Below are 20,235 nucleotides of genomic sequence, written 5' to 3'. Positions count from 1 at the left end.
TGATCAGAAATCGATAACAATTGTCCATCCAAGTTGATCGGTGTGCCAAAGTAGTACTTTGCTCAAGGAGTGCACCGCAGCTTTTATGTATTCGTTACCGGAGTCAAAATTTCGGTGGTTTTTTTGCTTGTTGTTGTCCTGAAAATCATACTAAATTAAATATATGTCTAATATTTATTTGCATGGCCTGAGGATCGCCAATTATCGCGGAGTTGGTCCTGTTTCTCAGGAAATGGCACCGTTTAGAAATTTCAATTTCTTCATTGGTGCAAACAATTCCGGAAAATCGGCGGTGCTGCAGTTTATTCATCGTTACTTGCCGATTCGCTTGGCTAGTGCATATAGAAAATCTGAAAAAGCTGCTGAACTCGATAAGTTGGAGTTGCATTCTAGTGGCGGGATGCGTGCAGCGTCTGCATCTATGGCGATTGGAATTCCACGAAAAACGTTTTCTCGATCCGTGTTGATGACTTTGATGGATCGATCTCAAGTGAAAAGTGCAGAGAAGATACTCGATATGATTGTCGAATTTCTTGCCGATGCAGATCATGTTTGGCTTTCTTCGAAGCTTCCATATGGAGAGAATTTGGATATTGAGTACGAAATCGAGGAAATCCGCCCGCTGATGAGCCACGACGCGTGGCGATGGATCTGGACGGTCGTTTGTAATAGACAGGGTGGGGCGGTCAATGTCTGGATTGATGAGCTAATTAAGCGTATTGTCTCGTTGCAGGATATTAATTTGCCTGAGATATATATAATTCCGGCGATTCGGGAGGTGCAGACCTCAGGGGCATACACTCCGGGTGAATTGGTTGATTACAGTGGGAATGGTTTGATTCAAAGATTGGCTGAAATACAAAGTCCCGATCATGATCGCCTTGATGATCGAAAGTTGTTTGATAATATCAATAGATTTTTGGCAACGGTTACGGGAGTCGACGACGCAAGAATCGATATCCCGCATACGCGAGAACATATTCTCGTGCACATGGATGGGAAGGTCCTTCCACTTTCATCCCTAGGGACCGGTATTCATGAGGTTATTATGTTGGCCTCGTTTTGCACATTAAGTCAGCGCTCAATTATTTGCATGGAGGAGCCGGAGATTCACTTGCATCCTTTGTTGCAAAGAAAGTTGATAAAATATCTTCAGGAAAATACGGACAATCAGTATTTTATTGCTACGCACTCCGCGAGTTTTATTGATACTCAGGATGCGGCTATATTTCATGTTTCTAATGTGGATGGTCAAACGGCGATTAGAGAGAGTGTTCTTGATCGTGAGAGATTTTCCATATGTGTCGATCTTGGTTATAAGGCGTCTGATCTTGTTCAGGCGAATTCGGTTGTGTGGGTGGAAGGTCCTTCAGATCGCATATATATTTCTCGATGGCTGAAGGAGGTGGCGCCGGATCTGATCGAGGGGATACATTACTCAATAATGTTCTACGGGGGGCGCCTCCTTAGCCATTTGTCGGCCGCGGACGACAAGGAGGATGAAGTGGGGGATTTCATAGCATTGCGGGCATTGAATCGCAATGTGGTACTTGTGATGGATAGCGATAAAACGGCGATCGATGATGAAATAAATTCAACAAAGAAGAGGCTGATGGTCGAATTTGAGAAAAATGGCGGGATCTCGTGGATTACGGCAGGCAGGGAGATTGAAAATTATATCCCGCATAATGAGTTGCAGGCGGCGGTGAGGGCTGTGTATGGTGCATCGTATGTTAAAGCGGAGAAGGGCGGGCGATTTGATCATGCACTCTATTATCGGAGGGTGAAAATTGATGTGGATGGTGTTGGCCGGTCTAAAGCGATTCTGAAAAAAAATGTCGATAAGGTTAGGGTGGCCAGATTGGTTTGTTCAGGTAATATAACATTGGATATTCTAGATCTACGCAATCGTATTGAGTCGCTGGCTGAGTTCATTCGAAAATCGAATTATTGAGAAATGCCCTGCGGAAACGCTCTAGAGTGGTAGCCCTTGACGATACTGGAGATGAGTTGGTTCGGTAAGTGGGGTAGGTGTGCAAGTACTTCGGTGGAATAGGTGTAAAAGGAGGACGAGATCAGTTCGGCCATGAAGAGATTTTCGCTCGAAGCGTCGCGTGGACATCCCTGTGTCGCTGCATCCCATAAACGGCCTTTGCAGGCAGCTAGCGACTTGAGCGACTCAAGGTCGAGCATGCATGCTGCCAGCCTCTCCTACCAGGCGCCCAGTCGGATCAAGCTCCTCAGATGTCGTTATGATCGTGCGCCCGGGTTCACCATCCTTCTGAAGGATGGCTGGCCCGAAGTCAATTTTTTTCAAGAAAACGGGGCATTGATTGCCGTGTGCTGTCGCCGTATCGCACTATTCTTCATCTCTCTCATACCAGTGTTTTGTAATACGCCCTTTTTGCGCCTCGAAAAGCCGCTCATATGCGAGGATGGTTAAATCTCGAACACTGCCCCAAGGTTCTTTTGCGTTTTCTTTCATTTTATCAATATTGTGAAACATTGATGTATTTTTTGTTTTGTCATCGAGGCTGCCAACAAATTTGAAAAAACGCTGAACATATTTTTGTTCATATACCTCCATTAATGAGGCTTTTGCAAGGCACTCTAGAAGCTCTCCGCCATCAGAATTCATGTAATCCCGATCCTCCTTCGTGGGAGGCTCAAAATCATCAAAATCCATCAGCATGCCGCCGTAAAGTCTAATTTGATGCCATGACTGATGTTGCAGAACTGGTGCCATATAAATATACGAAAGTGGGTCCGAAAATATTGATGATGGGATCAATGTGTAGTCACACCCGAAGGAGTCCTCCTCTTGCACATTCCTCTCGATCCACTCATAAATAGCCATGTACGCGGCGTCGGGGACAATGAGAAATGCCACATCATCCGGGGTGAATTTGAGCTTTCCTTTAATTCTCCATTCATTTTCCCATCGCATGTCGTATTTTTTTGAATAAGTTTCGACGAGGTATGGTGATGAGTAGACAATTTGCCCTATCTCTTCATCGGAGTGGTCGTTTAAGTATACAACTGGGCGCAGCCCATTTTCTTCTAGAAAGTCGTGGTAAAAAACAATACCATATTCTGATCCTCGTGCGGCGAAGTGATCGCCGACCTTTGAGTGTGGAGCAAGTGCAAAGCTGACTGACTTTATATCATCTATTTGCGAGGCAGTAAGGGAGTTGGCGTGCTTGTTGACGAAATAGCTTTTGGGGTTGCCGGTAATGCATCTTTCCGTCAAAATATTTTTAAATCGCTCTTCTGCGTTCATTTGCGTAATGTGCGGAGGAACTCTTCCGGCACCATACCCTTTCTCATAGCGACAGGTCGGCGAGCTTATTATATGGTGAAATAATGTGCCATCGATTGACTTGTAGCGATTGATAATTTCTTCGATATTGGTTGGTACGTCATCTCGCAAATGACCTATTGCCATTTGTATTTGTCCACTTGGATTTATGTTCAGCATGATTTGTTTTCCTTGTTTTGGGTGTTTTCGTCAACACGCGAGGGTGCGCTGTAAAGTAAAAAATACATTCTATAAATGAGGTAAGAACGCGGCGTACGTCTCCGCAACGTATGCGCAAAAATAACGACATCAATTGCACCGATTCTTCTCGCTGCATAGAAAGGAGAGGTGTGATTCCTGTCTGCGTACTTTCTAAATGATGTTGTTCATTGTTTCTAGATGTTCCAACACAATAATTAAGCCTATTGCCGAAGCCCGACCCAACCCCGCGGCGCTCGCAGTGCTGTTAGCTTACTACATCAGACGATACGAATAGAAACGGTGCAACGAACCGGACTCAACCTCGAGGTTGTTTTTGCAAGATCAGCACACTTCGTTGCCGTTCTGACGTCTTTTAAATCGAATGGTCATAGCAAGTTGGAAACCGCCAATGGGTTTCCGCACACGTTGAACGTGCCGCTAAGGGTTGCGGATTCAACCCGTCGATGCAACGAGCGGGCGTATTATGTGAGATCTAATCTGACGTTGACTGACCGGTTAGGTCTCGGCCTATACAGAATAGGCGTTCATGTGGCCGGGAACAGTTGAGGACGTCTAGGTCGTTTCCGCAATCAGCACCGCATAGTGATCGGGGTCCGCACGCTCCATCGCTCGCATGACGCGTGCCACCATTCCCCGTGACATCGCGGGGAAGTCCGAGAACTCCAGTAGACGAAGCGTTGAAGCGCTGTGCGACCCCTCGTCCACGTACCTTGCTACCGCTCCACGCTCCACTTCGTCGTCGAACAGAATGTCCAGCTTGGTCAGATAGGGCTTGGGCGTGGGTCTCCTAAACCCCAAGTACATTTCTAGAAACCTCCTAAGCAGGTTTGGGCAGCTCAGGTAGGCATCGATGTCCTGGTTGGTGCTCACTTGAAACTTTCGGAGACAGTAGAAGATGTGGTGGTAGTCGGACCGGAACTTCGCTAAGTGCGCTGGAAGCGCTAGCAGCTGACTGTCGCCGTCACTTTCTCGGTGAACGAGGAACGCCGCGTGCTCTTTCTTGAACTTCCCTGCGCGGTCGGCCCAGTCCTGCTTGATGGTGTTGAAGAATTCCGAGCTATGCGTCGAAATGAAGAGTTGCCGGCAGGCCTTCAGGTTCGCAATGAGTAGATAGGCCACGTCATAGATATGGTTGGCGTCTAGGCTACAGATCGGATCGTCGATGAAAATGACCTGATCCTCAAGCCGCTGCCCATTCTGCCCTAGGCTGGCGAGGAAGTACGCAAGCGAGATCGCCGTGCGCTCTCCGTCGCTCATGTTGGTTGCCGGCTGCCCCTCTCGAATGAACCGAATCCGCTTGTCCTGGGCCTGCTCGACGGAGATTCTCGGACCGAGCAGCCGCTTGAGGAGGTCATTGATCTGGCTTGCTGCCACCGAGCTACGCTGTAGTTCGGCAAGTGCTGCTTCCGATTGCGCCTTGATCTTCTGGCCGACCTTCTGCACTCGGTCCAAAAGTGCGTCCGCCTGATTGAGTGCTTCGCGCGCTTCCATTGCTCCCGGGTCGAGCAGGTAGCGGGCCGCGAATTGAGCCTTGACCTTGTCAGCCGCACTCCGGCGCGTGGCTGCCAATTCGTCACATGCTCGGTTATGTTCATCCTTCGCTTGCAGGAGGTCTGCGAGGATAGCCTGCAGCGTGGGGGCCTCGTCGTCAATCGGCTCTACAGACAACACGGCCTCCATGTTCGCCAGCTTCTCGCGAAGCAGTCGTGTCCAATAGGATCGTATTTCACTCTCTCGGACATTCCACGCTTCAAGCCGGCGAAGCGCCTCTTGGGCTTTGGCCCGTACGCCGGGCACCCACTCTTTCTCATGTGGGAAGTTTGGCAATGCCCTTGGCTGTTCCAAGCGCTCGATCGTGGCCTGGATGGCTGCATGCTGGCGGCGATACTCATCGGAAAAGTGCTTGGCGTACGCTCCCAACGCCTGCGTCGCGTCGCCTCCGCAAAAGGCACAGGTGGCGGTATGCTCATGGAACCGCAGGCCGGAGCGCACCCAGTCGCTCAGAGCAGGGGTCTCGGTCAGGCGCTTGATGGCGTTCTGCTGGGGCGCCTCCTTCAACAACTGGGCAACATTATTGATCCCGATGGGCTGGGCCAGTGTCATGACCGGAAAATTGCGAAATGGCGTAAATTCACTCTGATCACGTGCCTGAGCGACTGCTGCTTGTAGTGTGGTTTCGTCGAGTAGATGTTCGGCCGGGTTTGCTAAGCCTTGCGCCAGTCCTTTGAGATTTGGGGCCCTGAAATCTCGGATACCCAGCATCGTTCCGCAGTCACGGGCCAGATCGGTTGCCGCCTTCTCCCTGGTTCCGTTGGCGTCGCTCTGCTTCTTCTGGACGGTCCGATACATCGCGGCTAATCGTTCCCGTCGTCGCGCCAACGACGCAATACGGTTGCTCAGCCGAATGTTCTCTTGGCCAACGATGAACAGCGCCGGCGCGTGTGTGTAGTCATCTCGCTGCAGGTTGTCGTCGATGAAGTCGCGATTGAAGATCCGTACCGGGATACGACTACGGTCCTGGTCTCTCGCGCTGTCCAGGACCTCGGTCCCGACACTTACACGAACGCGGGCGCTGGACGGCAGTCGCGTACCACCAGATCCACTGAACAACCCGATGACACGAGAAAGGGTGGTCTTGCCCGATGCGTTCCAGCCATAGATCAGGTTGTAGCGCTCGAAGTCTGGCGCGGTACTCGTTCGCCCGTCGTAGCCGCTCCATACCGCCGCGCTTGCAATGGATTCAATACGTCGAAACATACTTTCCCCTTCCAGTATGGCTTTTCATCAGCGTTCATCTTCCGACAATTTACTGCAGTCCGCACTGCCTTCGCTACCACTACCAATTGCCGACTAGCAACCGCTTCGGGGCGGTAACGATCAACCGTATCTGCACCGTTCGGTTTTAGCGACTCGGCGAACATCCAACCTGACGAATTCGCAACATCCATCTTGTGTTGCGCACGCCTATACCTAACGGCCAATCCCCTCAATTCCCTAATTCTGAGATGCCAGCCCGACTACACTGGTCATGAAGCCTTGCTTCTCGCCATCGGAAGTTGACCGCAGCCCTCTCCGCCCCGATGGTCGAAAGAACGCCGTCTTGCCCAACAAGACCCAGCGAAGAGGGGGAGAAAGAAGGGGAAACCCGAGGCATCAAAGAAGCGCGGGCCGCATGGGCGGCAACCCATACGACCCGCTGACCACCACCAACTCGCCACAGGAGTCGGAAATGGCTGACGCCAATACTAAGCCACGTCGTAGAAAGAACAAACCCGTCAACATGCAGAAGACGTTTGAGCTGGTCCTTCGCAACTACCCGGACCTTCCCAAACGAGGCTGGCCGTATCTGCCGTGGATGAAGGCGATCGATATCAATTTCAAGATCTTCGGCTTCAAGCCCGGCGACCGCGTGTACTTGAGAGTCAGCGACGTCGACCGATCGATCACGATCACGCCGGACTACAGCCAGTTGGCGCTGCGAGAGCAGCCGTACCACGATCCTGACCGGGGACCGTCGCCGCTCTAACACCTGCAAGGGCCGCTTGATGCGGCTCTAGCGAGTGGAACGCAGGCGTTGCATGAACACGACTGGCCGCCGGGGCGACACCGCCCCGGCCATGGCCGCGAACGCCGCGATTCACACCTCTAGCGACCTTCAACAACTGTCACGACCGCAAGGCCAGGGAGGCCGCACCGCGCCTGCCGAAATACCAGAATGGCGTCAAATCACCGCCCGCCAGCCCGCCGCTTCACAACCGCCCCCCGCTGCAACACATACTCGACCTTCGCGCCTTCATCAGCCACGACCCCGATATCCTCAAGCGGATTCCCATCCAGCACGACGAGATCGGCGATCGCCCCAACCGCAACGACCCCAAGCTCCCCGGTCATATTCACAATCTCCGCCGCCACCGTCGTCGCCGACCTGAGCGCTTCCAAATTCCCCAGCACCTCCGCCCGAATCCGAAACTCCCCGGACTGAAACGCGTGCATTTCGCCGAGCAGGTCCGACCCGAACCCCATCTTCACGCCGGCCTTCGCATAAATCTCAAGCGACTCGCGTCCTTTCTGCTGCACGGAAGCCACCTTCGCGATGGAGTCGGCCGGCATCCCAAACTCCGCCCCATGTTTAGCCAACGCGTCATAAGTCACCAGCGTCGGCACCACGAACGCCCCCCGCTCATGCATCAGCACCGCAGCCGCTTCATCCACAAGATTCCCATGCTCGATCGTCCGCACGCCGCACCTCACAGCCCGCGCAATCGCGCGCCCCGTATACGCGTGCGCCATCACATAAGTATTCGCAGCCTCGGCCTCGTCAACAATCGCCCGAATCTCGTCCTCCGAATACTGCGTGTTCGCAATCGGATCGGTCGGCGAAGCCACGCCGCCTGACGCCATGATCTTGATCTGCGTCGCGCCTTTCTGAATCTCCTCACGCACGGCGAGCCGCACGCCTTCGACGCCATCGACCACTCGCGCAATCGCCCCCGTCCTAAAACAGCAGGAGCAGGGCTCCAGCACATCACCGCGCGGCCGGAAATCCCCATGCCCACCAGTCTGCGACAGCGCCTTCCCCGACGGAAAAATCCGCGGCCCCGGAATCAACCCTGTCTCAACGGCCTGCATCAAACTCCAATCCGCGCCCCCCGCATCCCGCACACTGGTAAACCCCCGCGACAACATCGCATCGAGAATCGGCAGCGACCGAATCGCCGCGAGAATATTCGGCTGCGTCGCATTCGCGCCGAGGTTCGCACTCGACGCCAGCACATGCACATGGCAATCGATGAACCCCGGCATCACGGTCTTGCCGCGCACGTCGATCACCTGCGCATTCGGCAAATCCACCGGCCGATCGGTGACTTCGACGATCCGCTCGCCTTCGATCACGACATGATGATGTTCGAGCAACACGCCTCGTTCGAGGTCGAGCACGTTGCCGCCTTGAAGCACGGTAATGGTCATGAGAGAAAAATCCTTATCGAGTCGTTGCGGCCGCACGCTTCGCATCCTTCACGAAGCGCGTGCCGACGAAACTGACGGCCGCCGCGAGCATCACGTAGAACGCGGGCGCCATGTTGCTGCCGGTGCGGGCGATGAGCCACGTGATCAGGAACGGCGCGAACCCGCCGAAGATCGTCACCGCGAAGTTGTACGCAACGGATAGCCCGGTCGACAGCACCTTGGTCGGAAACAGCTCCGCGAACGCCGCGAGAATGGGCCCGGTGTAAGTGGCGATCAGCACGCCGAACACGGCCTGGAACACGATCAGCGACGCGAACCCGGGCGCATGGTTGATCCACGAGAACATCGGCCACGCGAGCACGAGGATCCCAAGCGCCGAGCCGGACAGGAACACGCGCCGTCCCCACGCGTCGGCGAGTCGCCCGACGATAGGCGAGCAGCACATGATCATCAGCCCGCCGACCATGCCGGCCGTGAAGCCGGTCGATTGCGGCAGATGCAGCGTGCGCACGGAATAGGTCGGCATGTAGAACAGCAGCACGTAGGTGCAGACGGTCCACAGGATGACCATCGAGAAACTCGCGAACGTCTCGCGCGGATACGTGTGCAGCACTTCCTTCAGCGGCGAGCTTTCCTTCGCCTGCGATTCGACGGCGCTGAACGCGGGCGTCTCGTCGATATGGCTGCGAATGAAGTAGCCGACCGGCCCGACGATGATCCCGAGCAGGAACGGCAGCCGCCAGCCCCAGCTATGCAGCGCCTGCGTGTCGAGCGACGTCGTGACGAACGTGCCGGTCGCCGCTCCGAGCAGCACCGCGAAGCCGATGCTCGACTGGATCCAGCTCGAGTAATACGCGCGCTTCTCCGGCGGCGCGTATTCGGTGAGGAACGCGGTGGCGCCGCCCATCTCGCCGCCGGCAGAGAAGCCCTGCAGCAGCCGTGCGACGACGATCATCAGCGGCGCGGCGATGCCGGCCTGTTCGTAGGTCGGCGCGATGCCGATCAGCGCGGTGCCGGCCGCCATCAGCAGGATCGTGAGCGACAGCGCGGCCTTGCGTCCGACCTTGTCGGCATAGACGCCGAGCACGATGCCGCCCACCGGCCGCATGAAGAAGCCCACGCCGAATGTCGCGACGGTGAGCAGCACGGACGTCAGTTCGTTGCCGGTCGGGAAGAACAGCTTCGCGATGATCACCGCGAAGAAGCTGTAGACGGTGAAGTCGAACCATTCGAGGCCGTTGCCGATCACGGTCGCGACGATGGCGCGGCGGCGCTGTTGCACTGCCGCATCGACGGAAGGCGCGGCGCGCGGGGAAAGCGTTCCTTGCATGGTCTCTTCCTTGGTCAGAAGACGGGACGGCTGCCCCGCATGAATCCCATGCTAAGGAGAGCCGCATTTTTTTCTGAAACGAAAGATTCGCATGCCTGCATGCGCTGCACGCATGCGTCGCGCTCCGGGCATTCAGGGCGCGGTCTGCTGCTCAGCCTGTTCGAACAGCCAGCGCGTGAACAGGCGGGCGGCCTGGTTCTGCGCGCGGTCGTTCGGCGAGATCACGTAATAGCCGCCGCCGTGGCTCGCGGACGCTTCCGTCACGCGCACGAGCAGCCCGGCTTCGAGGCATGCGTCGATCATGTAGCGCCAGCCGAGCGAAACACCCTGACCGAGAATCGTCATCTGCACGATCTGCGGATACGAGTTGATCGTGATGTCCTGCGGCTGCGCCTTCTGCCGGTCGACGTCGTTCATGTCGAACCATTCGGACCACGACATCCATTGGCGCTGGCCGTCTTCGAGGCGCAGCAGCGTTTCGTTCGCGAGATCGGCCGCATCGAGCGTGCGGCCGGCCAGATAGCCCGGCGCGCAGACGGGGAACACTTCTTCGTCGAACAGGCGGCGTGCGGTGTATTCGGCCGGCGCCTGCTGGCGCACGTAGTAGACGCCGACGTCGAATTCCGCGGGCGACATCGATGCCAGGCCGTCGCGCACGATCAGGCGCAGCTTGATGTTCGGATACGCAGCGCGAAAGTCCGGTAGCCGCGGCGTGAGCCACAGCAGCGCGACGCCGGACGAGCACGCGATCGTCAGTTCGAGATCGCCGTACGGTTTCATCACGTCGTGCGTGGCTTGCGCGCATTGCGTGAGCAGGTGGTGGACTTGGGCCGCGTATTGCTCGCCGGCGATCGTCAGCCGCAGCGAACGGTGTTCGCGCACGAACAGCGAGCGGCCGAGGAATTCCTCGAGCTGCTGGATCTGGCGGCTGATCGCGCTTTGGGTCAGGTGCAGTTCGGCGGCGGCTTTCGTGAAACTCGCATGCCGCACGGCGGCTTCGAACGCGATGAGGCACTGAAGAGGCGGCAGGGGCGTGATGCGCATGGCGGGCAGGGAGTCGGGGGCGCTGCCTCCATGATACGGGTGGGCCCGGCGAAAATCGCAACCCGTGAAGGGCGCTGTGGATTCGCCGTATTCACTCATGCGAAGATTGGGCGAAACAGCACCGACACGTACCCGAGAACGACGTGAAGATCTGTGTCGAATGCATGCTTAAGGCAGCCCGGGGCGGAGCGGCCCTGGTGCCCCGTTAATCCGTAGACTTATCCATGATGACAGACCGACTTTCCCATTTCCGGCGACGTGCGATCCAGGCCGTCGCCTTTGCTGCCGTTTTTTTCCTCGGGGCATGCGATAAGCATCCTGGCGCTATGGCACAGCCGCTTGATCTGTCGAGCCTGCCGAAGCACTACGATACGCTGGGTGTTGGCGCCTCGACCCTGAACTACTCCCCTTGGTACATCCATAAGTGGGGATTTGAGGGACCGGAGGGATCGGGGGTAAGCGGTGGTGGCCCCAACGTATTACCCGTTGAAGCAGACAACAAGCCGTCCGGTGGTGGCGGTGATATGTGCTGCAGCGACATCCCCTCTGTATGGCAGCCGGACCTGAGGCTGACGGTGCGCTGGTTGGTTGACAAGAAGCAGGACGGAAAGACACCGGGGTACTGGTACAAGGCGGAAAACGTTCGGATCCCGAAATACGGAAAAATTATGGGCGGTCTATGGGCGGTCTTTTTGCCGGATGACCGGGTCCGTATCATGGTTGCCGACGGTCAGAAAGGTGACTTAAACGACCCCGGCATACGCCCTCCAGACACCGATCCGTACATTGTGCACGGGGTTTTGGATCGAGAGTGGAATCGGTTATACCGGAATGGAGGGGGCGCAAAATGAGCCTCAGATGGGCGGATCCGATGCCTCAGGGCGGGCGCATAGCGGGTAGTATCACGGCGTTGAGAAAAGGGCGCACGCTGGTGTGCGACGCTCTAATGTCTTGTCCTCAGACACTTCATATCACGCTGTTCTTTGACGGCACGAACAATAACGACGAACAGACAAATCCGTTCCGGGATTCGCTTGTTCACACACATTCCAATGTTGCGCGTCTGTATAACGCGGCACTGGACCGATCAGAAGAAGGGATATTTCGCTTCTATATTGCGGGTGTGGGTACACCGTTCAAGAGTATTGGTGAGCAGACATACTCGACTTCCGGCAAGTCAATGGCATCCGGTTTTGGAAGTCGTTGCGTGTGGGGCTACACAAGAGTACTGAATGCTATATATCGGGCTATTGCTACGGACAAGACGCGAAATCTGATTCCGGATAGCGACGTCCAAAGAGTTTGCACGGAAGTGGCCGATGGTCACAAACTCCCGCTGGTTGGCTACACCGATCGATTGGGTCTCGCTCACAAGCAGGCGATCGACGAGGGGCGATATCCCCAGACGATCAAGCAGATCTGGATCAACGTAATTGGTTTCTCGCGGGGGGCGGCATGCGCACGCGTATTCGTCAACAAGCTGATGAATGAATGGGCACGGGACGGACGGATTGGATATCAGACTGGCAAATATGCGCTGAATTACAAGGTTAACTTCGTCGGTCTTTTCGATACAGTTGCCTCCGTTGGCCCTCCCGACTCGACTCGTGCGACCGTGGACTTTGGCACGTTTGATGGGCACTTCGCGTTTGCTAACGACGGTCGGCTCGATATTCCTAAGGATGTGCGATTCTGTTACCACGCGTTCTCGGTGCACGAGCAGCGTATGAGTTTTCCGCTTGATTCAATCCGTAACGGGGACAGCTACGGCGGCGGTATCCGTGACGAGGTGGCTTATCCGGGGGTCCATTCGGACGTGGGTGGCGGCTATGCGCCGTGCGAACAGGGTAAAGGAGGAGCTGCAGCGAAAGCTGGGGACGACAGCTACAAGCTTAGTCAGATCCCGCTGCACGATATGTATTTTAAGGCCGCCTCGTATGGTGTGCCACTGATGGATAGCGATGCGATAAGTAAACGTGCCGATCTGGTCGCCGACTTTGCTCTCGACCAGTCGGTGATCGATGCATTTAACGCTTGGCGAAAGACCGTCGAGAACGTTAACACTGTGGAGGGCGCGCTGAAGGTCGGATTGGGCCAGATGTTGGCGTGGCGTATGCTGCGCGCAGACATTGGTAATCCGCAGCGCTATGTTACGGGACAGTCTTTCTTCAAACGCGCGCACGAAGACAAGATGACGCCGCACAAGGTACAGCAGGTGGTTTCAAAGGCGTCGGAAAAGGATCCGACCATGAGTAAGCTCAGGTCGCAATCTCAGTTGCTCCAGGCGAACGCCCTGTCGATGGGAGCGGGATATACGTCGTACATGAGCACGCAAAAGGGACAGGTGACGGCGCTGAACGAAGCCATGGACCGGCGCAACGAGCAGCTGTGCGGTGCGATTGCTCATCCTGGTGTCGCTAACCCGAAACCTGCCCGTCCAGGGGAGGGACCGCTCGATGTTGTGACCAACGATCAGACCGACCTTCGGCAAGGCGCGGAGGAAATGCGACTGCTTCTCGGGTACCTGTATCCGGACCAGTGTGAACGGTGGAAGGTGAAGCGCACGGATCATCGCCCAATAGTGACGCGCGGTGGCGACGTGATCAAGGTGCCACCGACATTTGTCGTCGAACATGATCAGCCCGGGAGTGATTCCCCCTGCGTGACGCTCGCGTATAGCGGAATACTGCTCAACACGGTCTGGTCGACTCTTGTGCAGAATTACCGCGTAGAGGACGATGTTATGGCTGCACCATTACCTGGCGTGGAATCATTCCTGCGCCAGCACACATCTTCCGACGCCGTGAACAAGTTGCCAGTTGGGGCCATCACTCTATTTGATGACTATATACACGATAGTCGCTGTTGGTTTCGAGTGCCGTATTTTCACGAGTACGCGCCCGGCGGGTATGGTTTCCCGCGAATCGTGTTTGTAGGAGGAGATAAGCGCAAGGCATATCTCGGCCTTGCGTCAAACGCTTCGCAGCTCGACTTGGGTAATGGCAGGACCCAAGCCGGTTGGGCCTGAGGCGGATCGGAAAACAAGCCGATAAACAGGATTGCAGATGGAACTACAAGCTATACCCTCGCAAGCGCGCCTGATGGGGCTGATCGACGCGGCGGTATGTCCACCGAAAGTGGTGCCTTTGCTGCAGCGTGCTGGCGTACCGTTTCTCTCCGTTTTCGCTGGTCTGCCTGAAGAGGAACTCGGGCCGGCTTCATTATTTTTGGTCTCGGTAGATGACACGGAGGCGGATTGGTTTGTAGAACTCGATCAGCTCGATCGTCAAAGTCCATGCCTGTCCTTGATCTCTAGCCGGGTCGAGATGGATGCGCTCGTCACGCATCTGCAAGCCTTCCTGTTTGCGGATATTGGCGACAACATGACCGCGATGGTCCGGTTCTTTGATCCGCGTAACACGACGGCGGTTTTGAACACGTGGGGAGAGCAGATTCGCGCCATGTTCATGAGCCCTATCGAGCAATGGATGTACCGCGGGCGTCACAAGGAGTGGCAGCACATCGGAAACGAATCGATGGCGAGCGCGAGGATCTGCCGTTCTGTCATGGTTCAGCTTGGGCCGGAGGACGTTAATGCCCTCACGGCGCACACGGAACCCGACGAGATTCTGGCTGCACTGATCGAGTCCGGCGATGTCGACGGAGAGCATACCTACCTTGACCGCTTCGAGGATTTTATTCCTCGTTACCTCCGTGCGGTGCAGTGGGGGATCCGCGAGCCGGGGGATCGCCTTTCGTTCTGTCAGCATACCTATATGTACGGGCAGGATTTCGATCGGCATCGGTTTGTTCATGATTTGCTGATTCAGCGTCAGCAGTCTGATGAGTCGTTTAGTGTCGCTATCACTGGCGTTCCGGAAAGTGTATGGGCCGAGATTGAGCGGATGGGTCCGCACGACGCCGGGAGCGCTTCTCAGCCCGTTATGTTATAGGGAGTATGTATGGCATTGCAGATGATCGTGGTCGGTGATGCGACCTCACATGGCGGACGCGTGATCACCGGATCGGAAACACATAGCATCGATGGCAAAAAGATTGCGCGTTTGCACGATCTGGTGGACTGTCCTGAAAAATATCCGGATGGACGACCACATGGAGTTAACAAGATAATCGAGGCGCATCCGACGGTAACGATCGATGGCCAACGCGTTGCGTTGCACGGCCATCATACCGAGTGCGGGTGCACGTTAATTGGCAGTATGACTGCTCGTGTGGGCGATTGAACGATGCGTAGGATCACGTCGGTTGTGTCGAGGTGTGCGATTCACGGACATCGTTTCACTTCTTAAGGTGCCGACAATGTTCGGCGAGGGCCTTGTCGACGCGCCATTCGCGGTGCCGAATTCGCTCTTTCGTTTCGTCGAAGGCACTGCCCACCTCCTCCGCGGGAGGTGGGCTTTCTGTCAGATCAGCGATACGATCGACGGGTGTCTTGCCACCGAGCGAGCCGTGCGGGCGCTGCCAGTTGTAGTCGAACTTCCACTCCTCAATTCGTTGATCGATCGCGTCCTCCGTCGGCGAACGATACGACCAGGATTCGTTGATGTCAGTGAGCTATGATCGTTCTACTTTGCCATTGAGGTGTAGCGAGCGTGGCGGAATAGGTCGGAATTTGATGCACTCGCTCGTCAAACGGCGTTGCACCGGCTCAGCGAAGAACTCGCCGCCTCGGTCGGTTTGGATGCGCTGGATCGAGAACGGCTTTCCTCGATAACGCGATCAAGAAAGAGCAGCATATTTCGGGCAATTCTACGTGGGTAGATCGTCAGTACCCCGGAACCGCGAGCAGTCGTCAATTGGTGTGTGCTGGTACGCACCTCGAGCGATCAATACACTTCAACGACAAGGCGGTCTTGCATATCGAGCGACGCGCCCCGCGCCCCGCGACCGCCTCACTCCGTCAGCAGTTCAGCCCCGCGGCGCGACGAGATGCCGACCAACTGCTCGGCGGGCTGCGGCCGCGCGAACAGGAAACCCTGCCCCTGGTGGCAGCCGATCTCCTGCAGGAAGGCCAACTGCTTGGCCGTCTCGACGCCCTCCATCACGACATCGAGCCCCAGCGCGCGCCCCATCGCCACGATCGCGCGCACGATCGCGTCGTCCGTGCTGCCCGAGCCGCAGTCCGCGAGGAACGACCGATCGATCTTCAGCGTATCGACGGGCAGATCCTTCAGATACACCAGCGACGAATAGCCCGTGCCGAAATCGTCGATCGCCAGGCTGATTCCCCGCGTCGCCAGTTCGCGCAGCAGGATGCCGATTTCCTCGCGGGTGTTCATCGCCATGCTTTCAAGCAACTCGAGCTGCAGGTATTCGGCCGGCAACGCGGTTTCGCTGAGAATGGTCGTCAGGTCGCTGAGGAAGTGGTCGGTAAAGCACTGCCGTGCCGATACGTTCACCGACACCCGTCCGAACTCGAAGCCCTCGTCGAGCCAGCGGCGCGCCTGTCGGCAGGCTTCGTGCAGCACCCATTTGCCGATCGGGACGATCAGCGCGGATCGCTCCGCCAGCCCGATGAAGTCGCCCGGCGGCACCAAGCCGCGATGCGGATGCAGCCAGCGCAGCAGCGCTTCCACGCCGACGATCCGGCCGCTCGCCAGATCGTATTGCGGCTGGTAGAACAGGCGGAATTCGTTCTGCTCGAGCGCGCGATGCAATTCGCCGAGCGTCTCCAGTTGCTCGATCGCCGACGACGTCATCTTGCTTTCGAAGAACTGGAACACGTTCCTGCCGCGGCTCTTCGCGCCGTACATGGCCTGGTCCGCCAGCAGGATCAAGTCCTCCGCCGCGGTGCCGTCGTCCGGATAGATGCTGATGCCGATGCTGGGCGTCACGAAGATCTCGCGATCGCCGATATCGATCGCCCGTCCCACTTCGTCCAGCAGCTTGCGCGCGACGCGTCCCACGTCGCGGACGTCGTCGATCTCCTCGAGCACGAGCGCGAATTCGTCGCCGCCCATGCGCGCCACCGTGTCGTTCGCGCGCACATTGGCGACGATGCGCTCGGCGACCATCTTCAGCACCTCGTCGCCGGCGTTGTGGCCGAGCGTATCGTTGATCAGCTTGAAGCGGTCGAGATCGAGGTACATCACCGCGACCTTGCGGCCGAACCGCTTCGCATGGCTGATCGCGTGCGCGAGCCGCTCCTCGAACAACATCCGGTTCGCGAGATTGGTGAGCACGTCGTGCGTGGCGAGATAGCCCAGCCGCTCCTCCGCCTGGCGCCGCTGCGTGATGTCGGAAAAGATCGCCGCGTAGTGAGAGATCTCGCCATTGCTGTCGCGAATGCTGGTGATCGTCAGGTATTCGAGAAACAGTTCGCCGGTCTTGCGGCGATTCCAGATTTCGCCTTGCCAGTGGCCATCGGTCGTGAGCGAATGCCACAACTGCTTGTAGAAATCGGGCGTCTGGCGCCCGGAACTCAGCAAGCCCGGGTCGCGCCCGATCACTTCATCCTCGCTGTACCCGGTCAGGCGCGTGAACGCCTGGTTGACGCGCTCGATCCGCGCGCGCCGGTCGGTCACCATGATGCCTTCGAGTGCCGATTCGAACACGCGATCCGCCATGCGCAGGTTGAAGCGCGCGAGCCCCAGCGCTTCGTCGCGCTCGCGCAACGCGCTGCGCAGCTCGTTCGCGTATTCGTGCTCGATGCTCTGCAGCACGTCCGCGAAGCAGAGCAGGCCGGTCAGCCTGCCATCGTCGTCGCGGATGCCGACATGCCGCATGTTGTGTTCGGTCATGAAGCGCTGCGCCGCATACAGGCTTTGCCTGGCGGTCAGCATCTGCAGCGGCTTGCTCGCATGGGCGCCGACCGCGCCTTGGGCGCCGCCGTCCGCCAGCAGCCGGACGATGTCGCGTTCGGTCAGGATGCCGTGCTCGCCGTCGTCGTAGCCGACGAGGATCGCATCGAGCCGTTGCGCGCGCATCTGTGCGATGACGTCGTGCAGTCCGGCCTGCTCGGGCACCACGACGGGCGGATGGACGCGGATCGACTCGATCGGCTTCAGGTGCAGGAAAAATTCCGGGCCCTGGTTCACGACGACGTCGGTTTGCGTCAGCACGCCGATCGCGGCGCCATCCCGCACCACCACGAAGTGCCGCACGCCCGACTGCTTGAACTTCATCGCGGCTTCGCCGAGCGGCGTGTCGGCCTCGAGCGTCAGCACCGGATGGCTCATCACCTCGCTGACCGGCCGATCGAGCTCGCCCGGATTGTCGCCGGCCGACAGCGCATCGTGCTCGGTCCAGATCCCGACGACCTGTTCCTCCTTCATCACGACGATCGAGCTGCACCGTTCGGCGAACATGCGTCGCGCGGCCTCCCGCACCGGCGTGGCGGGTGCGCAGGACAGAATCTGGCGCGCGACGAGGCGCGCGATCGGAACATCGTAGCTGTTCGGGTACATTCTCTGACCAAGACGAAAAATCCTTGCCGGCGCGCTTCGATCCGGCAACCGTCGGGCGCGCCCGCGCCGGCCGGCAAGGCATGATCTTGCTCGCCTCGACGGGTTGCGCACGCATCGAACTCGCCCACGCGGAATCGATGCCCGGTTGTCCGGCGAAACCGCACGCCGGCGCACGCCGGCGCATCGCCCTCGCACGGGCCGCCGCCCTAAGTTAACGGCAGATTTGGTCAAGAGTTGAGTGCGATGACCCCATTCGGGCCGTACGTCGGCAAGTCGAGCGGCTGCGGGCTGGGCGAGATTGACGGCGCGGCCGTCGCGCCGCCCATTGCAAGGCTTACTGAGGGCGGTATGCGGGTAGCCCGCGCACCTGATCGTCGTACCACGTGGTGGCAGCGAGCCAGAGCGTGGTCAGGTCGTTCGGGGTGAAGATCGGCAATGTGTTGCACGCTGCGCGGATGACGTCGAAGTCCCCCGATTCCGCTGCCTCGCTGGCGTTCAGGAGCCAACCCAGCTCGCCATGCCGTTCGAGCAGTGCCCGCCGGATATCGGCGTGAATCGGCGTCGTCGTGACGACGTCCTCGATCGTGCTGCCGAACAGCACATGAACGAGTGAGAACACGCCTGCAATGAACGCGGTAGCGGCGAACCGGTCATCGTCGGGCCGCAGCCGGCCCGCGGCCAGTTCCATGAATCGCGCCCGCGCGCCGCATAGCTGCGCCAGCGGATCGGAGCGCAACGCGTCCAGGCGCTCATCGGCAAACAGGAGCAACTGGGTCCAGCGCGTAATTTGCCGCGTGCCGACCAGCATGATCGCCTCGCGCAGTGACGAAACGGGCTGGCTGAGCCCCACCGCGCTTGAATTGAGCAGCATCAGAAGGGGAATGACGAGGTTCGGAATGCGTTTGAGTTCGGCTTCGAGTTCAACGATCTCCGGTTCGCCGCCCAGAAGCACGAGCAGGCGCAGCAGCGCGTCGCGCGATGGCGTGACGCGCCGCGAGGTCAGCACCTGCGGTTTCGCGAAGTAGTAGCCTTGAAACAGTTCGAAGCCCGCTTGCATGGCGGAGGCATGGTCCTCCGGCGTTTCGATTTTCTCGGCGACCGACATCTTCCCGTGCTGCTTGACGGTGCCGATCAGTTCGGCAAGGTGCTCGCGCGGACATTCGAGAAAATCGATCTTGACGATATCGACGTAAGGGAGAAATTCGAACAGGCGGGGGGAAACCTCGGAAACATCGTCCAGCGCGAGCCGATAGCCCGCGCGCCGCAGTTCGCTACAGCGCTTGCAGAGCGCGTCGTCGAACGTCACCGTTTCGAGGATTTCGAGTATGAAGCGTTCATGTGGCAACAACCAGACGATGTCGGACATCAGCACCGTTCGATCGATGTTCACATAGCCCGTGCGATCGCCCAGTGCGGCGGTGAGGCCGATATCCCCGATGAGTCTTCCGATGACCTGCGCGGTGGCGGCAGCGTCATCCGTGATGTGGGCGCGATTGGCTGTCCCCGAGCGGAACAATAGTTCGAATGCGATCAACGCTCCGCTGCGGTCCAGAATCGGTTGCCGCCCGAGGTAGACGTATTCCGGTGCGGCGGCTTTGCCGCCCGACTCCGGTTGATCGCCGGCGGGGCGGGGCGACGGTGCGCTCGTATTCAATCTTGAACGTTCCCTTTGAGTTGAGGTCTCGCGGACGCCAGGCGGGCATCCGTCGCATCCGGGGAGTTCGTTGTGCCGATGACTGACGCCCTCGCCGGCTTCTTCAACGTTCACGAAGATGCGCGCGGCCCTTCCGGGTCGGCGCCGACCCTCGCGGTTTGCTCCACCTGTCAGTTTACTCGCGGCACGGGTGGCCGGCTAGAAGTTGTCCCATTCCCCCGCCGGGGGGCGGCTTGCTCTACCGGAGCGGGCGGCGCGGCGGGCCGATCCAGCGCTGACCGGGGGGCGGATG

General features: G+C 57.9%; 13 protein-coding genes and 1 pseudogene. 6 read left to right on the top strand and 8 right to left on the bottom strand.

Features of this window, described 5'->3' with window-relative positions:
- Positions 1 to 163: 163 nt before the first annotated feature.
- Complete coding sequence (locus KR541_RS17465; RefSeq protein ID WP_216089681.1) at positions 164 to 1,954, top strand: ATP-dependent nuclease; 1,791 nt, start codon at positions 164 to 166, stop codon at positions 1,952 to 1,954.
- Between the two features lie 405 nt (positions 1,955 to 2,359).
- Here KR541_RS17465 and KR541_RS17460 read toward each other — a convergent pair whose 3' ends face one another.
- Positions 2,360 to 3,478, bottom strand: coding sequence for a hypothetical protein (locus KR541_RS17460; protein WP_204384109.1), 1,119 nt, complete (start codon positions 3,476 to 3,478; stop codon positions 2,360 to 2,362).
- Positions 3,479 to 4,072: 594 nt separating this feature from the next.
- Positions 4,073 to 6,277, bottom strand: a complete 2,205-nt coding sequence (locus tag KR541_RS17455; protein ID WP_216089680.1) for an AAA family ATPase — start codon at positions 6,275 to 6,277, stop codon at positions 4,073 to 4,075.
- Positions 6,278 to 6,692: 415 nt separating this feature from the next.
- On the opposite strand from KR541_RS17455, the gene KR541_RS17450 reads away from it, so the two are divergent.
- Positions 6,693 to 7,046, top strand: a complete 354-nt coding sequence (locus KR541_RS17450) for a hypothetical protein (RefSeq protein ID WP_239468957.1) — start codon at positions 6,693 to 6,695, stop codon at positions 7,044 to 7,046.
- A gap of 200 nt (positions 7,047 to 7,246) precedes the next feature.
- Here KR541_RS17450 and KR541_RS17445 read toward each other — a convergent pair whose 3' ends face one another.
- The 3 genes from KR541_RS17445 to KR541_RS17435 all read right to left on the bottom strand — a co-directional run bounded on the left by KR541_RS17445 (position 7,247) and on the right by KR541_RS17435 (position 10,862).
- The gene (locus KR541_RS17445) at positions 7,247 to 8,488 is read right to left on the bottom strand and encodes a metal-dependent hydrolase family protein (RefSeq protein ID WP_089489713.1); all 1,242 of its coding nucleotides are present in this window, start codon (positions 8,486 to 8,488) and stop codon (positions 7,247 to 7,249) included.
- A gap of 13 nt (positions 8,489 to 8,501) precedes the next feature.
- The gene (locus tag KR541_RS17440) at positions 8,502 to 9,818 is read right to left on the bottom strand and encodes an MFS transporter (RefSeq protein ID WP_050017850.1); all 1,317 of its coding nucleotides are present in this window, start codon (positions 9,816 to 9,818) and stop codon (positions 8,502 to 8,504) included.
- A 132-nt stretch (positions 9,819 to 9,950) separates the two neighbouring features.
- On the bottom strand, positions 9,951 to 10,862 hold the full coding sequence (locus KR541_RS17435) for a LysR substrate-binding domain-containing protein (RefSeq protein WP_216089679.1): 912 nt from the start codon (positions 10,860 to 10,862) through the stop codon (positions 9,951 to 9,953).
- Between the two features lie 224 nt (positions 10,863 to 11,086).
- Between KR541_RS17435 and KR541_RS17430 the strand changes: the two genes are divergently transcribed.
- The 4 genes from KR541_RS17430 to KR541_RS17415 are packed head-to-tail and all read left to right on the top strand — an operon-like array spanning position 11,087 to position 15,106.
- Positions 11,087 to 11,713, top strand: a complete 627-nt coding sequence (locus tag KR541_RS17430; RefSeq protein ID WP_216089678.1) for a DUF3304 domain-containing protein — start codon at positions 11,087 to 11,089, stop codon at positions 11,711 to 11,713.
- Positions 11,710 to 13,890 carry a T6SS phospholipase effector Tle1-like catalytic domain-containing protein gene (locus KR541_RS17425; protein WP_216089677.1) on the top strand — a complete coding sequence of 727 codons (2,181 nt, stop codon included), beginning with the start codon at positions 11,710 to 11,712 and terminating at the stop codon, positions 13,888 to 13,890. Before KR541_RS17430 ends, KR541_RS17425 begins: the two co-directional genes overlap by 4 nt.
- A gap of 37 nt (positions 13,891 to 13,927) precedes the next feature.
- A complete protein-coding gene (locus KR541_RS17420) occupies positions 13,928 to 14,815 on the top strand; it encodes a DUF4123 domain-containing protein (RefSeq protein WP_089489088.1) in 888 nt (295 codons plus the stop codon).
- Positions 14,816 to 14,824: 9 nt separating this feature from the next.
- Positions 14,825 to 15,106 (top strand): PAAR domain-containing protein, encoded by a 282-nt coding sequence (locus tag KR541_RS17415; protein ID WP_077179869.1) that lies wholly within the window; start codon positions 14,825 to 14,827, stop codon positions 15,104 to 15,106.
- A gap of 70 nt (positions 15,107 to 15,176) precedes the next feature.
- On the opposite strand, the pseudogene KR541_RS17410 reads toward KR541_RS17415, so the two are convergent.
- The 3 genes and pseudogenes from KR541_RS17410 to KR541_RS17400 all read right to left on the bottom strand — a co-directional run.
- Positions 15,177 to 15,710 (bottom strand): annotated as a pseudogene (locus KR541_RS17410) (integrase core domain-containing protein); the annotation flags it as partial.
- A gap of 65 nt (positions 15,711 to 15,775) precedes the next feature.
- Positions 15,776 to 18,289, bottom strand: a complete 2,514-nt coding sequence (locus KR541_RS17405) for an EAL domain-containing protein (protein ID WP_216089676.1) — start codon at positions 18,287 to 18,289, stop codon at positions 15,776 to 15,778.
- A 334-nt stretch (positions 18,290 to 18,623) separates the two neighbouring features.
- Positions 18,624 to 19,943 carry an EAL and HDOD domain-containing protein gene (locus KR541_RS17400; protein WP_216089675.1) on the bottom strand — a complete coding sequence of 440 codons (1,320 nt, stop codon included), beginning with the start codon at positions 19,941 to 19,943 and terminating at the stop codon, positions 18,624 to 18,626.
- Positions 19,944 to 20,235: the final 292 nt, after the last annotated feature.

The sequence above is a fragment of the Burkholderia sola genome (genome assembly GCF_905400185.1).
Classification (GTDB): Bacteria; Pseudomonadota; Gammaproteobacteria; order Burkholderiales; family Burkholderiaceae; genus Burkholderia; species Burkholderia sola.
Note: the sequence above shows the minus strand (reverse complement) of the source record. Positions and strands in the feature narration are given on the sequence as shown.

Bases quoted from the DNA above. Each gene is read 5' to 3' on its own strand.
- KR541_RS17465 (WP_216089681.1), top strand. From the start codon at position 164: ATGTCTAATATTTATTTGCATGGCCTGAGGATCGCCAATTATCGCGGA.
- KR541_RS17460 (WP_204384109.1), bottom strand. From the start codon at position 3,478: ATGCTGAACATAAATCCAAGTGGACAAATACAAATGGCAATAGGTCAT.
- KR541_RS17455 (WP_216089680.1), bottom strand. From the start codon at position 6,277: ATGTTTCGACGTATTGAATCCATTGCAAGCGCGGCGGTATGGAGCGGC.
- KR541_RS17450 (WP_239468957.1), top strand. From the start codon at position 6,693: ATGGGCGGCAACCCATACGACCCGCTGACCACCACCAACTCGCCACAG.
- KR541_RS17445 (WP_089489713.1), bottom strand. From the start codon at position 8,488: ATGACCATTACCGTGCTTCAAGGCGGCAACGTGCTCGACCTCGAACGA.
- KR541_RS17440 (WP_050017850.1), bottom strand. From the start codon at position 9,818: ATGCAAGGAACGCTTTCCCCGCGCGCCGCGCCTTCCGTCGATGCGGCA.
- KR541_RS17435 (WP_216089679.1), bottom strand. From the start codon at position 10,862: ATGCGCATCACGCCCCTGCCGCCTCTTCAGTGCCTCATCGCGTTCGAA.
- KR541_RS17430 (WP_216089678.1), top strand. From the start codon at position 11,087: ATGATGACAGACCGACTTTCCCATTTCCGGCGACGTGCGATCCAGGCC.
- KR541_RS17425 (WP_216089677.1), top strand. From the start codon at position 11,710: ATGAGCCTCAGATGGGCGGATCCGATGCCTCAGGGCGGGCGCATAGCG.
- KR541_RS17420 (WP_089489088.1), top strand. From the start codon at position 13,928: ATGGAACTACAAGCTATACCCTCGCAAGCGCGCCTGATGGGGCTGATC.
- KR541_RS17415 (WP_077179869.1), top strand. From the start codon at position 14,825: ATGGCATTGCAGATGATCGTGGTCGGTGATGCGACCTCACATGGCGGA.
- KR541_RS17405 (WP_216089676.1), bottom strand. From the start codon at position 18,289: ATGTACCCGAACAGCTACGATGTTCCGATCGCGCGCCTCGTCGCGCGC.